Source organism: Variovorax paradoxus (assembly GCF_022009635.1).
Classification (GTDB): domain Bacteria; phylum Pseudomonadota; class Gammaproteobacteria; order Burkholderiales; family Burkholderiaceae_C; genus Variovorax.
The window spans coordinates 3,938,706-3,951,323 of the sequence record NZ_CP091716.1; the positions used below are offsets into that span (position 1 = coordinate 3,938,706).

The following is a 12,618-nucleotide window of genomic DNA, read 5'->3' on the forward strand; positions in this document are numbered from 1 at the left end:
CGCGCAATCAGCGAGGAGCACGCAATCAGCGTGCGGGTGCGGACTCCATGCGCAACTGCTCCTTGAGAATCCGCCGTATCTCCAGGATGGCCAGCGGGTTCTCCTGCACGCTGTGCTGCGACGGAATCACCAGCTCCGACGCCGCGCCATCGAGGTGCGCGCTTTCATACGGCACGATGCCGTCGCTCGACAGCGCGAGCGCCACGCCCGGCGTGTCGTTGCCGATGATCGAATGAAAGCGCACGCGCGGATTCATCGGCAGGCCCGACGACAGGCGCACGAAGGGATCGCGGTCGCTGAGGTTGTCGATGCTGTTCGGAATGCGCAGCGGCCCCAGGTCCTGCTTGCCCGGCGCGATGCGGATCAGCTCGCGCGAGATGTCGCTCAGCTGCCCCAGCATGGTGACCGGCAGCGTGATGAGGTTGGCCACCCAGCGCGAAATGCGGTTGTTGGCAAAGTCGGTGCCGCGGTGCGGCGACGCGATGAAGATGGCGTCGCTGACCTGCGGCAACGGCTCGAAGCGCAGGTAGGGCGCGAGCCGTTTCTCGATGCGCTGCTGCTGCGCGCCCTGCATCGGGTAGCTGGCGAGCAGGGCATCCCACAGCTTGTCTTCCGACGACGACACCATCAGCCGCGACAGCACGCCGCCCATGCTGTGGCCGATCAGCGTGATGTCGTTGGACGCGCGTGCCTTGCCCGTGGGGTCGAAGTGCGCAATGGTCTGCTCGACCGCCTCGCGGATGGCCAGGTTGTTCAGGGGCAGCGGCGCATTGGTCGGGTAGTACACCTGCCAGACCTGGTAGCTGCGGCGCAAGGTCTCGTCGCCCAGCACTTCGTTGGCCACGTTGATCCACGCCTCGGGGCTGCTGGCCAGGCCGTGCAGCATGATGATGGTGCGGCGGTTCGGGTCGTAGGGCTGCATCAGGTAGATGCGCGGCTTGGTGAGCCCGTCGGCGCTGCCGAACAGGCTGCGCAGCGCCTGCAGCGCGAAGTCGGAGCGCGCGAGCCAAAGTCCGTAGCCCGATGTGAAGTTGGCGGCCAGCGGAATGTCCTGCCCGCCCAACTGCACGCTCGATGTGCGGTAGGGGTCGAACACCACGATGCGCAGGTTGCGCGTGGACATCACCTGCCGCAGGTCGGCGCCGTCGAACTTGAGCACCGCGGTAAGCGCGGGGAAGGGCGTCTCGCGGTAGGGCGGCGCGTTGGCGCCGTAGGTGGGCTCGTCGGTCACGGCCACCAGTTCGGCGCCGAAGCCGTCGCGCCGGTAGATGTTGCGCAGGCCCGAGAAGGTGAGCGAGGCGGCCGGAATCAGCTCTTGCGGCAGGCCCGCGCCGGGCGGCAGCTGCATTGCCGACACGTCGCTGTCGATGTGCCAGTCGCCCACTTGAGGCACCGTGGGCGGGCGCGTGGTGTCGCGCCCGCGCCGGCTGTTCTTCTGGTAGCTGCTGTAAAGACCGGTGATGGCCTGCTGCACCGCGTAGTTGTAGTAGTCGCGCACCTGCGTCTGCCGGTCTTCGAAAGCCCGGTCGCGCGGATTGCGGTCGGTGAAGAACAGGTAGGCGTAAGCGTGGCGGGCGGTTTCCAGCCATGCGTCGATGGCCTTGTCGGCGGACGGCCCGTCGCTCGTGCCGCCTTTGTCCGCCGAGAGCGCCACCTGAAGCCACACTTCCGACAGCGCCGACAGCCGCTGCTCGTCGGTGATGCCCGCGGAGTCGGCCAGGGCCTGGCGGCAGGCCTGGCCGTCGCGGCGGCAGAGGTCGGCGTCGGAGCCGATCACGCGCAGCACTTCCTGCGCGGAGGTGCTGAGCTTGCCGGTGGTGAGCACGTCGCCGCGGCGCTGTGCGAGGTATTCGGCCGGAGAGATGGAGCCGACCTTCACGCCCGCGCAGCCGGCTGCCAGCACTGCGGCGCACAGCAGCGCCGCGAACAGGGGCTGGCGGTAGCGGATCGTCATGGCGCCGCTTTCGGTTCCGCGCCCGGCAGGCCTTGCCGGATCGCCTGCGAGAAATCGGCGTCGGGCGTCTTGTCGGCGGCGATGGCGCGGTCGGTGATGCGGCCGGCGGCGCGCAGCGCCTGCATGTCGTAGCCCGGCGTGAGGCCGCCCACGTCGTAAAGGTAGTCGGGCAGGTAGCCCGAGGCGAGCAGCCGGTAGTCCATCGGCAGGCCGGGCACGATGCGCTTGGCCAGCGCGTAGACGATGGTGGTGCAGTTGGCCGTGAGCGTGTTGTAGAAGCTGGGCGCGCGCACCAGCGCGTCGGCCTCGCCCAGGTAGGCGAGGAACAGCGAGCGCATCTCGGGCTGCGGCAGGCGCACGCGGTACATGTAGACGTCTTCGCCGCGCGCATTGGTGCGCACGCGCAGGATGTCATGTTCGTCGGCCGCGACCAGGCCGGTCTCGAACTGCTTGAAGAAACCGCCTATCGAAGAGAAGCTCTCGCCGCGCTCCTTGCGGATCTCGATGGAGAAGGTGACGAACTTGCCGTCGTCGAAACCGAAGGACACCAGCGTGTGCGCGATGGCCGGGCCGGTCCAGTAAGAGAGCGACACGTCGACCGTGCGCAGCCGGTCGAGGTCGTAGCGGCGGGTTTCCCAGCGCTGCGTGTAGTCGGTGTCGCTGCGCCACTCGAAGTTGCGCACGTTCTCCATGGTGACGATGCTGCCGTCCACGCGTGCGTGCAGCTGGCGAGACACGTCGTCGGCCCACACTCGGTCCTGCGAGGGCAGGATGGTGCCCCACCATGCAAGCAGCATCGCGAAGCCCACGGTGTACGAGAGCAGGGCGCGCCCGGCCCGCCCGCGCCACAGCAGCGCGATGGCGGCCAGGCCGAAACCGGCCCACAGCACGCCGGCACCTATCTTCACGAACGCGGGCCCGGGCAGCTGATACCAGAGCGCCAGGCAGGCCCACAGCGCCGTCAGCGCCACCGCCAGAGACAGCAGCAGGCGGCCGGAAAAGCGCAGGATGGCGCGGATCATCGGAGCGCGGCGCCTAGCCGTAGACGCTGAGCGACGCCAGGATGCGCGTGAAGTACGCATCGGCCAGCGCGGTCGCGGCCTTGGCGTCGCGCGCCTGCAGCGCATCGACGATGGCGGTGAGCTCGCGCAAGGTCTGCTCGCGCACGATGGCGCCCACCGGGCCGTTGAGGTTGGAGCGCCCGTCGTACTGCACCGCGCGGCGGTCGGCCACCACGGCGTCGAACACCTGCATCAGGAAGCGGTTGCGCGTGGCGCGGAAGATCGCCTGGTGCACGCCGTAGATGCCTTCCTTGAAGGCGATCCACTGGTCGGCGTCGCGCACCACGGCCAGGTGGTGGCGCATGAGCGCGAAGTCGTCGGCGTCGGCGCGCTGGGCCGACAGCGCCATCATGGCCGGCTCGAACAGCAGCCGGCCTTCCAGGATCTCTGTGTAGGTGGGCACGTCGCGGTGGTGCGCGGCCACGGGCAGATCGGATTCGCTGAGCAACTGCATCAGCGATTCGGCCAAGAAAGTGCCGCTGCCGACCTTGCGCTCCAGCAGGCCCTGCGCGCTCATCATGGCCAGCGCGTGGCGCACCGTGCCGCGCGAGGTCTTGAACTGCTCCGACAGGTCGCGCTCGTTGGGCAGTTTGTCGCCGGGCTTGAGCACGCCGTCGCGGATCGACTGGAGGATGGCGCGGTAGACCTTCGAGGCGGTGGCCTTGTCCTGCGCGGCGATCCGGCCCGACAGGTCCGTCACGTCGATCAGCGGCTGCAGCGGCTGAACTGACTGCGAAGTGGGCTTTGCATCCATGGTTAGAGAGTTCGCCAAAATGGTTGACCAATCACAATTAAGAATCTTAGAATGAATTCATTACGCAGTCACATAAGGCTGCGTTGTCTGGTTCCGGATTGGTTGACCAATCCGTCCGAAGCTGTTGATTTTCGTCGAAAGGTTGACCCGGCGCTGCCCCCACGCGGCGCCGTGGTGAAGTGATCTCAATGACCCTGGATTCCACCACGGCACCGGCGGCTCTCGCCTCCAGCCCCAGTCCCGGCCCCGAAGAGCGACTCGCAGCGCTCGGCCTGGTCCTGCCGCCGCCCCCGGCGCCCGTCGCCAACTTCGTGGCCTGGCGCCGCGCCGGCCCCTTGTTGTACCTGTCGGGCCAGGGCCCGCTGGAGGCGAACGGGCACCTGCATGTGGGCCGTGTCGGCGAGGAAGTGAGCATCGAGGCAGCCTACGCCCATGCGCGCCTCACCGGCCTGAATCTGCTGGCCGTGGCCAAGGCCGCGCTGGGCGACCTGGGGCGCGTGCGCAGCGTGGTGAAGCTGCTGGCCTTCGTGAATGCCTCGCCGGGCTTCGCGCACCACCCGAAAGTCATCAACGGCTGCTCCGACCTGTTCGTCGATGTGTTCGGCGACGAAGTGGGGCGGGGCGCTCGCTCGGCCATCGGCGCGGGTTCGCTGCCGGGCCACCAGACCGTCGAGGTCGAGGCCATCCTGGAAGTGGACTGAGCCATGGCCTACCAGTTCCAGTTCGACGCGCTCGCTCCCTACACCGGGCAACTGGTGGAAGGGCTGCTGCACACGCTGGGCTATGCCGCGTCGAGCATCGTGCTGGGCATGGCGATCGGCGTGGCGGGCTCGCTCGCGCTGGTCTACGGCGGCAAGCCGCTGCGCGGCGTGACGCGGGTGTACGTGGAGTTCTTCCGCAACACGCCGGCGCTGGTGCAGCTCTTTCTCATCTACTTCGGCCTGCCCAACCTGGGCATCCGGCTGGAGGCGCCCGTGGCGGGCGTGATCTCGCTGGCGCTGTACTGCGGCGCCTACATGGTCGAGGTATTCCGCTCGGGGCTGATGTCGGTGCCGCGCGGCCTGTCGGAAGCCGGCGCCGCGCTCGGGCTGCGGCCGCGGCAGGTGCTGGTGCACGTGCTCTTCGTGCCGGCGCTGCGCAACGTGTTTCCCTCGCTCGCGAGCCAGATGGTGCTCACGCTGATCGGCACCAGCCTCATCTCGCAGATCGGGGTGGAAGACATCTTCCATGCCGGCAGCTTCATCGACTCGCGCACCTTCCGCAGCTTCGAGGTCTACCTCGTGATCTGCGCGATGTATTTCGTGGCGGTGCAGGCGCTGCGCGTGATCCTCGGCTTCGTGCAACGCCGCCTGTTCGGCAAGGAGGGCTGAGATGCGCGGACTTTCGATTGCCGACCTCTGGCTCATCCTGGGCGCGATCCGCTGGACCGCCGCGCTGGCCCTCACCGCGTTCGTCATCGGCGCGGTGATCGCGCTCGGCGTGGCCGTGGCGCGCACTTCGCGGCAGCCCTGGCTGCGCGTTCTGGCGCGCATCTACGTGGAACTGGTGCAGGGCACGCCGCTGCTGGGCGTGCTGTTCCTGCTGTACTTCGGCGTGCCGATGCTGCTGGGCATCGAGATCAACGCCTTCACGGCCGCGGCCGCGGCGTTCTCGCTGTCGGCCGGCGCGTTCCTCGGCGACATCTGGCGCGGCGCCATCGAATCGGTGCCCAAGGGCCAGTGGGAGGCCGCCTCCTGCGTCGGCCTGCGCCGCTGGCAGGTCATGCGGCACGTGGTGTGGCCGCAGGCTTTCCGCGTGGCGCTGGGGCCGACGGTGAGCTACCTGGTGCAGCTCATCAAGAACACCTCGCTGGCCGCGCTCGTCGGGCTGGTCGAGCTCACGCGCTCGGGTCAGATCGTGGCCGGCTCCACGCTGGCGCACCTGCCTGTTTTCTGCGGCGTGGCCCTGTGCTACTTCGCCATCTGCTACCCGCTGGCCCGGCTGGCACTCTCTCTGGAAGGACGCATGAATGTCGCTCGTGCTCATTGAATCGGTCGAAAAGCACTTCGGCGACAACCATGTATTGCGGGGCGTGTCCACCGAAGTCGCCAAGGGCGACATCGTGGCGCTCGTGGGCCGCAGCGGTTCGGGCAAAAGCACGCTGCTGCGCTGCGTGAACGGGCTGGAGACCATCAGCGCCGGCCGCATCGTGGTCGACGGCGTGGATGTGCAGTCGCCCGACACCGACCTGGCCCTGCTGCGCCGCCGCGTGGGCATGGTGTTCCAGAGCTTCAACCTGTTCCCGCATCTGTCGGCCGCCGCCAACGTGACGCTGGCGCCGGTGCTCACCAGGAAGATCGCCAAGGGCGAGGCCCGAGACCTCGCCAAGCGCATGCTGGAGCGCGTGGGCCTGGGCCACAAGCTCGACGCCATGCCCTCGCAGCTGTCGGGCGGCCAGCAGCAGCGCGTGGCCATCGCGCGGGCGCTGGCCATGTCGCCGCAGCTGATGCTGTTCGACGAAGCCACCTCCGCGCTCGACCCCGAGCTGGTCGGCGAAGTGCTGCGCGTGATGGAAGACCTGGCGCGCGACGGCATGACCATGATGGTCGTCACGCACGAGATGGCCTTCGCGCGCCGCGTGGCCTCCGAGGTGCTCTTCATGAACCAGGGCCGCATCTGGGAACGCGGCACGCCCGAGCGCATGTTCGGCAGCCCGCAGACCCCCGAGTTCCAGCAGTTTGTCCAATCCGTCGTCTGATCTCTTTCGTCTTCCCCAAGGAGCTTCCATGTTCAAAATGAAAACCCTGTTCGCCGCCGCACTGGTCTGCGCCGCCCCCTTGCTCGCGCACGCCGACAAGCTCGCGGACATCAAGGCCAAGGGCGCGATCCGCATCGCCACGACCATCGACGCCGCCCCCTGGGGCTTCACCGACGCGGCCGGCAAGCCCACCGGCCTGGACGTGGAACTGGCCGAGAACGTGGCCAAGGCCATGGGCGTGAAGCTCGAGCTGCAGCAGGTGACCGGCGCCAACCGCATTCCCTACCTGCTGTCGAACAAGGTCGACGTGGTGATCGCGGCGCTGGGCAGCTCGCCCGAGCGCGCCAAGCAGGTCGCCTTCTCCAAGCCGTACGCGGCCGTGTACCTGGGCGTGTATGGCGGCAAGGGCACGCCCAAGTTCGCCAAGGTGAGCGACCTGGCCGGCCAGACCGTGGCCGTGCCCAAGGGCTCCACGCCCGACCTGTCGCTGAGCGAGCTGGCGCCCGGCGCCAAGCTGATTCGCCTGGAAGACACGGCCTCGACCATCTCGGCCTTCCTGTCGGGCCAGGCGCCGCTGTTCGCCGAGAACAACTTCATCGCCCAGAAGGTGGCCGACGAGAACCCGGCCAAGGGCATCGAAATGAAGTCGCTGATCCGCATCAGCCCCGCCTACATGGCCGTGCAGCCCAGCGAAACCGCGCTGCTGGCCGAGATGAACAAGATCATCGACGCCCAGGCCGCCGACGGCAGCCTCGCGGCACTGCGCCTGAAGTGGTTCAAGGACGAGCAGAAAGAAGTGAAGTGAGCCAGCCGCGTCCTTCCACCGTTTTCACGGACATCGACTGGGCCCGGCCCGGCAAGCAGGTCGGCCATGCGTGGCTGCCGTACTCGGGGCATGAGGATGCCTGGGGCGCGGTCGCGCTGCCCTTGGCGGTCATCGGCAACGGCGACGGCCCGACGGTGCTGGTCACCGGCGCCATTCACGGCGACGAGTACGAAGGCCCGATCGTCATCAACGAACTGATCCGTTCGCTCGACGCCGCGCAGGTCAAGGGCCGGCTGATTCTGATGCCCGCGGCCAACGCGCCGGCATTGCGCGCGGCCTCGCGCGTGAGCCCGCTCGATGGCAAGAACCTGGCGCGCGTGTTCCCGGGCAACCCCTTCGGCACGCCGACCGAGCAGATCGCCGCGTTCATTCACGACGTGCTGTTTCCCAAGTGCGATGCGTATGTCGACCTGCACGCGGGCGGCAGCTCGCTGTTCATCGAGGAAAGCGCGCAAGTGGTGGTCACGCCCACGCTGGCGCCCGAAGTGCGCGAGCGCGCCGAGGACATGGCCCGCTGGTTCGGCGCCAAGTTCACCGTCATCACCGACAACATGGGCGACCCGCGCACCAGCTGCGGCGCCGCCGCGCACCTGGGCCTGGCGGCCATCGCGGCCGAAATGGGCGAGAACGGCAGCGTGTCGCCCAAGGGCGTGAAGCGCACGCGCGAATGCCTGTCTCGCGTGCTGGCGCGGCTGGGCGTGGTGCCAGGCGAACTGCCCGCCGCGCCGCCCGCGAGCCGCCGCGTGCACATCGTGCCGGACGGCGGCAACCTGCTGTCGCCGGGCGACGGCTACTTCGAGCCGCTGCACGAACTCGGCGAGACGGTGGCCGCCGGTGAACTGGCCGGCTACCTGCATCTGCTGACCGAGCCCGCGCTGGCGCCGCGCGAAGTGCGCTTCGCCAAGGGCGGCACGGTGTATTCGCAACGCACCTTCGGCATCGTGAAGCAGGGCAACAACCTCTGCGTGCTGGTCGAAGACGAGGAAGGCGCCGCCGCATGAGCGAGAACACCACCCCGATCACGCTGGACGACTACCGCGCGGCCCATGCCCGCGTGCAGCCCTACATCCGCCATACGCCGCTTGTCAATGCGCACCCCTGGGTGCCCGGCGGCGCGGCGCAGGTGCGCTTCAAGGCCGAGTGCAACCAGGTCACCGGCTCGTTCAAGGCGCGCGGCGCTTTCAACCGCGTGCTCAACCTGTCGGACGACGTGCGCAAGCAGGGGCTGGCCACCGCGTCGGGCGGCAACTTCGGCGCGGCCGTGGCCTACGTGGGCAAGACGCTGGGCCTGCCGGCCAACGTGTTCGTGATGAACACCAGCACGCCCATCACCCGCGCGCGCATCGAGAGCCATGGCGCCAAGCTCACCGTGCATGGCGACTTCTGGGATCAGAGCTGGGACGCCGCCGGCGCCAACGTGGCCGAGCACGGCGGCGCGCTGCTGCATCCGTATGCCGACCGCGACGTGGTGATCGGGCAGGGCACGACCGCGCTGGAGATCATCGACGAATGGCCCGAGGTCGAGACGCTGGTGGTTTCCATCGGCGGCGGGGGCCTGCTCGCGGGCATCGCGCAGGCGGCCAAGCTGCTCAAGCCGTCGATCCGCGTCATCGGCGTGGAAGCGGCGGGCTGCCCCACGCTGTACACCTGCCGCAAGGAAGGCCGCATCGTGAAGCTGGAGAACGTGAAGACGCGCGTGCCGATCCTGGCGGCGCGCTCGACCGAGCCCTTGAACTTCGAGCTGATCGAGAAGTACGTCGACGAGATCGTGCTGGTCGACGAGGAAGTCATCGAGGACGCGGCGCGCTCGGCCTGGCAGCACGCGGGCCTGGCCATCGAGCTGGGCGCGGCCACCGCGCTGGCGGCCGTGAGCCACCGCTGCTTCGAGCGCCGCGACGACGAGAAGATCGCCGTCGTGCTGTGCGGCAGCGGCAGCGACGGCATGCCCAAGGCCTGAGCGGGCCGCGCTACAGCATGTAGGTCACGAGCTTGAAGTCCGGGTCCTCGGGGAAGGACTTCACCGTGAACCCCAGCCTGCGCACCAGCTTCAGCATGTCGGGGTTGTTGGCGAGCACGAGCCCGTCGATCTCCGACAGGCCCTTGTCGCGCGCCACGTCGATGATGCTTTCCATCAGCCGCGAGCCGATGCCCTTGCCGCTGAACTCGTCGGCCACCACCAGCGAGAACTCGCAGCTGGTCTGGTCGGGGTTGGTGATGTAGCGCGAGACGCCCACGATGCGCTCGCTCTCGAGCACCGTGCCGTCGGGCGACACGCTGCGCTCCATCACCACCGCCACCAGCGCCATCTCGCGGTCGTAGTCGATCAGCGTGAAGCGCGACAGCATCGAGGGCGGCAGCTCGTGGAAGCGCGAGACGAAGCGGAACCAGCGGCTCTCGGGCGACAGGCCCTGCACCAGCGCCTGCAGCATCTGCGCGTCGTTGGGATGCACCGGCCGCACGATGTAGGTGCCGCCGCCCGGCAGCGGCCATTCGCGCCGGTAGCGCGCGGGGTACGGCATGATGGCCAGGTGCTGGTAGCCGTTGCCCGCGTTGCCCAGGTGGCCCGCCACCGCCTGCGTGCTGCTGTCGACCACGATGCGCGCGTCGACCGAGATGGCGCCCGACTCGTCCACGATGATCGGGTTGATGTCCATCTCGCGCAGCTCGGGCAGCTCGCACACCATTTCGGACACGCGCAGCAGCACGTGCTCCAGCGCCTCCATGTCCACCGCGCTGGCGCCGCGCCATTCGCCCAGCGTCTCTGCCACGCGCGAGCGCTCGATGAGCCGGCGCGCCAGGAACTGGTTGAGCGGCGGCAGCTCCATCGCGCGGTCGTTCAGCAGTTCGATCATGGTGCCGCCCGCGCCGAACACGATCACCGGGCCGAAGGGCTGGTCGGTCACCAGACCCACGTATATTTCGCGGCCGCGCCGCGCGCGCACCATCTTCTGCACCGTCACGCCGTTGATGCGCGCCTCGGGCGCCAGCCGCGCCACGCGCTCCATCATCTCGACGTAGGTGTCGCGCGCGCCGGTGCCGTTCATCACGTTGAGCGCCACGCCCTCGACGTCCGACTTGTGCGGAATGTCGGGCGAGTCGATCTTCAGCGCCACCGGAAAGCCCAGCTGCGTGGCGATCATCATGGCCTCGTTGGCGCTGCGCGCCAGCAGCGTGCGCGTGATGGGAATGTGGAACGAAGACAGCAGCGACTTCGACTCCATCTCGGTGAGCACTTTGCGCCGCTCGGCCAGCACGCTTTCGATCAGCAGGCGCGCGCCCTCGATGTCGGGCTTGGCCAGCGCGGACAGCGGCGGCGGCGTCTGCTGCAGCAGCTGCTGGTTCTGGTAGAAGGCCGCGATGTTGCCGAAGGCGCCCACCGCCGCCTCTGGTGTGCGAAAGCTCGGAATGGTGGCTTCCGCAAGCACGGCGCGTGCCTTGCCCACCGACGAGTCGCCCATCCAGCAAGCCAGCAGCGGCTTGTTCATGGGGCGGGGAATGTCGGCCAGCGCCTTGGCCGTGGCCGCCGCGTCGGCACCGGCCTTGGGCGAGAAGATGGCCAGCACGCCGTCGACCTGGCTGTCGGCCCAGGCCGCGTCGATGGCGGCGCGGTAGTGCGCGGGCTGCGCCTCTTCCGAAAGATCGATCAGGTCGGCCAGCGAGGCGAGCGGCGGCAGCGTCGGCAGCATGAGCTTTTGCACCGGCGCCGAGAGCTTGCCCAGGTCGAGGCCGATCTCGTTGATCCAGTCGGCCGCCAGCACGCCGGGGCCGCCGCCGTTGGTGACCACCGCCAGCCGCTTGCCCACCGGCCGGTAGCGCGAGGCCAGGCACTTGGCGGCCGAGAACAGCTCGACGAAGGAGCGCACCCGCACCGCGCCCGCACGGCGCAGCGCGGCGTCGAACACGTCGTCGCTGCCCACGATGGCCGCGCTGTGCGTCTGCGCGGCCTCGTTGCCCGCCGGCTTGCGGCCGGCCTTGAGCACCACCACCGGCTTGGCATGCGAGGCCGAGCGCAGCGCGCTCATGAAGCGGCGCGCGTCTGCAATACCTTCGAGGTACACGATGATGCTGTGGGTGGCCCGGTCGTTGGCCAGGAAGTCGAGCACCTGCGGAATGTCGACCGAGGTGTGCGGGCCCAGCGACACCACGCTTGAAAAGCCCACGCCGTTCTGGCGCGCCCAGTCGAGCATCGACGCGGTGAGCGCGCCCGACTGCGACACCAGCGCCAGCGGCCCGGTGCTGGCGAGCGGCCCGGCCACGCTGGCATTCAGGTGCAGCGGCGGGCGCTGGAAGCCCAGCGTGTTGGGGCCGAGCAGGTGCACGCCTTCGCGCCGCGCGATCTTGCGCCACTGCGCGGCCTGGTCGGCATCGATGCCGCTGGAGATGACCGCCGCCGCGGTGCACCCGATGCGGCCCGCGATTTCGAGGGCGGCCGCCACGTCGCGCGGGGCGAGGGCGATCAGGGCCAGGTCGGCATGGGTCTGGGCCAGTTCCTCGAGCGTGCCCTTGGTGCGCACGTCCAGAAAACGCAGCGTGCCGTCGAAGCGGTCGGCGCGGAAGGCTTCGCGCAGCGTGCGGCCGGCCGGCGTCTGGCCGCCGGGGTCGTCGGCATGGCCGACGAAGGCCACGATGGAGGCCGGGGCGAAGAGCGGATTCAGGAAATGCTTGTCCATGCCCTCAAGTCTGCACCGATCGGGGGCGGATGGGCGAGAGGCGGCGCGGAACTCCCGAGGATTTTCAATCGGACTGACATGCTGCACTGCGAGGATCGACGCGGTGAAAGCCCTTGATGTCCTTTGTTCCGGGAGTGGAAGATGACCGCAGGTTCGACCCGTCGCCGCGCAGGCAGCCGGCGCTTCCCCTTCCGGATCCTCCCGATGTGCCAGCGCGGGTTCACCCTGATCGAGCTGATGGTGGTGCTGGTGATCATCGGCGTGCTGGCCGCGCTGATCGTGCCCAGCCTGATGGACCGGCCCGACCAGGCCCGTGCCACCGCCGCCCGCCAGGACGTGGCCGCGATCATGCAGGCGCTCAAGCTCTACCGGCTGGACAACGGCACCTATCCCAGCTCGGCGCAGGGCCTGCAGGCGCTGGTTGCCAAGCCGACGACGGGCAAGGCGCCCGCCAACTGGCGCCCCTACCTGGAGCGCCTGCCCGCCGATCCCTGGAGCAACCCTTATCAGTACCTGAACCCCGGCACGCACGGCGAGATCGATGTGTTTTCGCTGGGCGCCGATGGCGAGCCCGGAGGCGAGAAGGCCAACGCCGACATCGGCTCCTGGTAGGCGC

Annotated in this window: 12 protein-coding genes; 8 read left to right on the forward strand and 4 right to left on the reverse strand. The window is 68.9% G+C overall.

Annotated elements, in window-relative coordinates; all coding sequences use genetic code 11:
• Positions 1-25 precede the first annotated feature (25 nt).
• From L3V85_RS18365 to L3V85_RS18375, 3 genes are read right to left on the reverse strand one after another with little or no spacing between them, the layout of a single operon-like run.
• Entirely contained in the window at positions 26-1,954 is a 1,929-nt protein-coding gene (locus L3V85_RS18365) for an esterase/lipase family protein (protein WP_237680457.1), read from the reverse strand.
• Positions 1,951-2,976 carry a DUF4105 domain-containing protein gene (locus L3V85_RS18370; RefSeq protein WP_237680458.1) on the reverse strand — a complete coding sequence of 342 codons (1,026 nt, stop codon included), beginning with the start codon at positions 2,974-2,976 and terminating at the stop codon, positions 1,951-1,953. Before L3V85_RS18370 ends, L3V85_RS18365 begins: the two co-directional genes overlap by 4 nt.
• 13 nt (positions 2,977-2,989) lie before the next feature.
• Complete coding sequence (locus tag L3V85_RS18375) at positions 2,990-3,769, reverse strand: FadR/GntR family transcriptional regulator (protein ID WP_237680459.1); 780 nt, start codon at positions 3,767-3,769, stop codon at positions 2,990-2,992.
• A 188-nt stretch (positions 3,770-3,957) separates the two neighbouring features.
• Here L3V85_RS18375 and L3V85_RS18380 point away from each other — a divergent pair, with 188 nt between their 5' ends.
• Genes L3V85_RS18380 through L3V85_RS18410 form a run of 7 tightly spaced genes read left to right on the forward strand, consistent with a single transcriptional unit; the run spans position 3,958 to position 9,289 of the window.
• Positions 3,958-4,470: a RidA family protein gene (locus L3V85_RS18380; protein WP_237680460.1), complete on the forward strand. Its 513-nt coding sequence runs from the start codon at positions 3,958-3,960 to the stop codon at positions 4,468-4,470.
• Positions 4,471-4,473: 3 nt separating this feature from the next.
• Positions 4,474-5,139 (forward strand): amino acid ABC transporter permease, encoded by a 666-nt coding sequence (locus L3V85_RS18385; RefSeq protein ID WP_081271577.1) that lies wholly within the window; start codon positions 4,474-4,476, stop codon positions 5,137-5,139.
• Between the two features lies 1 nt (position 5,140).
• Entirely contained in the window at positions 5,141-5,797 is a 657-nt protein-coding gene (locus L3V85_RS18390) for an amino acid ABC transporter permease (RefSeq protein ID WP_237680461.1), read from the forward strand.
• Positions 5,778-6,506, forward strand: a complete 729-nt coding sequence (locus tag L3V85_RS18395) for an amino acid ABC transporter ATP-binding protein (RefSeq protein WP_237680462.1) — start codon at positions 5,778-5,780, stop codon at positions 6,504-6,506. Before L3V85_RS18390 ends, L3V85_RS18395 begins: the two co-directional genes overlap by 20 nt.
• 28 nt (positions 6,507-6,534) lie before the next feature.
• Positions 6,535-7,311 (forward strand): transporter substrate-binding domain-containing protein, encoded by a 777-nt coding sequence (locus L3V85_RS18400; protein ID WP_237680463.1) that lies wholly within the window; start codon positions 6,535-6,537, stop codon positions 7,309-7,311.
• Entirely contained in the window at positions 7,308-8,333 is a 1,026-nt protein-coding gene (locus tag L3V85_RS18405) for a succinylglutamate desuccinylase/aspartoacylase family protein (RefSeq protein ID WP_237680464.1), read from the forward strand. The genes L3V85_RS18400 and L3V85_RS18405 overlap by 4 nt, the downstream gene beginning before the upstream one ends.
• Positions 8,330-9,289: a threonine ammonia-lyase gene (locus L3V85_RS18410; protein WP_237680465.1), complete on the forward strand. Its 960-nt coding sequence runs from the start codon at positions 8,330-8,332 to the stop codon at positions 9,287-9,289. Before L3V85_RS18405 ends, L3V85_RS18410 begins: the two co-directional genes overlap by 4 nt.
• A gap of 10 nt (positions 9,290-9,299) precedes the next feature.
• Here L3V85_RS18410 and L3V85_RS18415 read toward each other — a convergent pair whose 3' ends face one another.
• The gene (locus L3V85_RS18415) at positions 9,300-12,002 is read right to left on the reverse strand and encodes a bifunctional acetate--CoA ligase family protein/GNAT family N-acetyltransferase (protein WP_237680466.1); all 2,703 of its coding nucleotides are present in this window, start codon (positions 12,000-12,002) and stop codon (positions 9,300-9,302) included.
• A 204-nt stretch (positions 12,003-12,206) separates the two neighbouring features.
• On the opposite strand from L3V85_RS18415, the gene gspG reads away from it, so the two are divergent.
• On the forward strand, positions 12,207-12,614 hold the full coding sequence (gene gspG, locus L3V85_RS18420; protein ID WP_237680594.1) for a type II secretion system major pseudopilin GspG: 408 nt from the start codon (positions 12,207-12,209) through the stop codon (positions 12,612-12,614).
• Positions 12,615-12,618 lie beyond the last annotated feature (4 nt).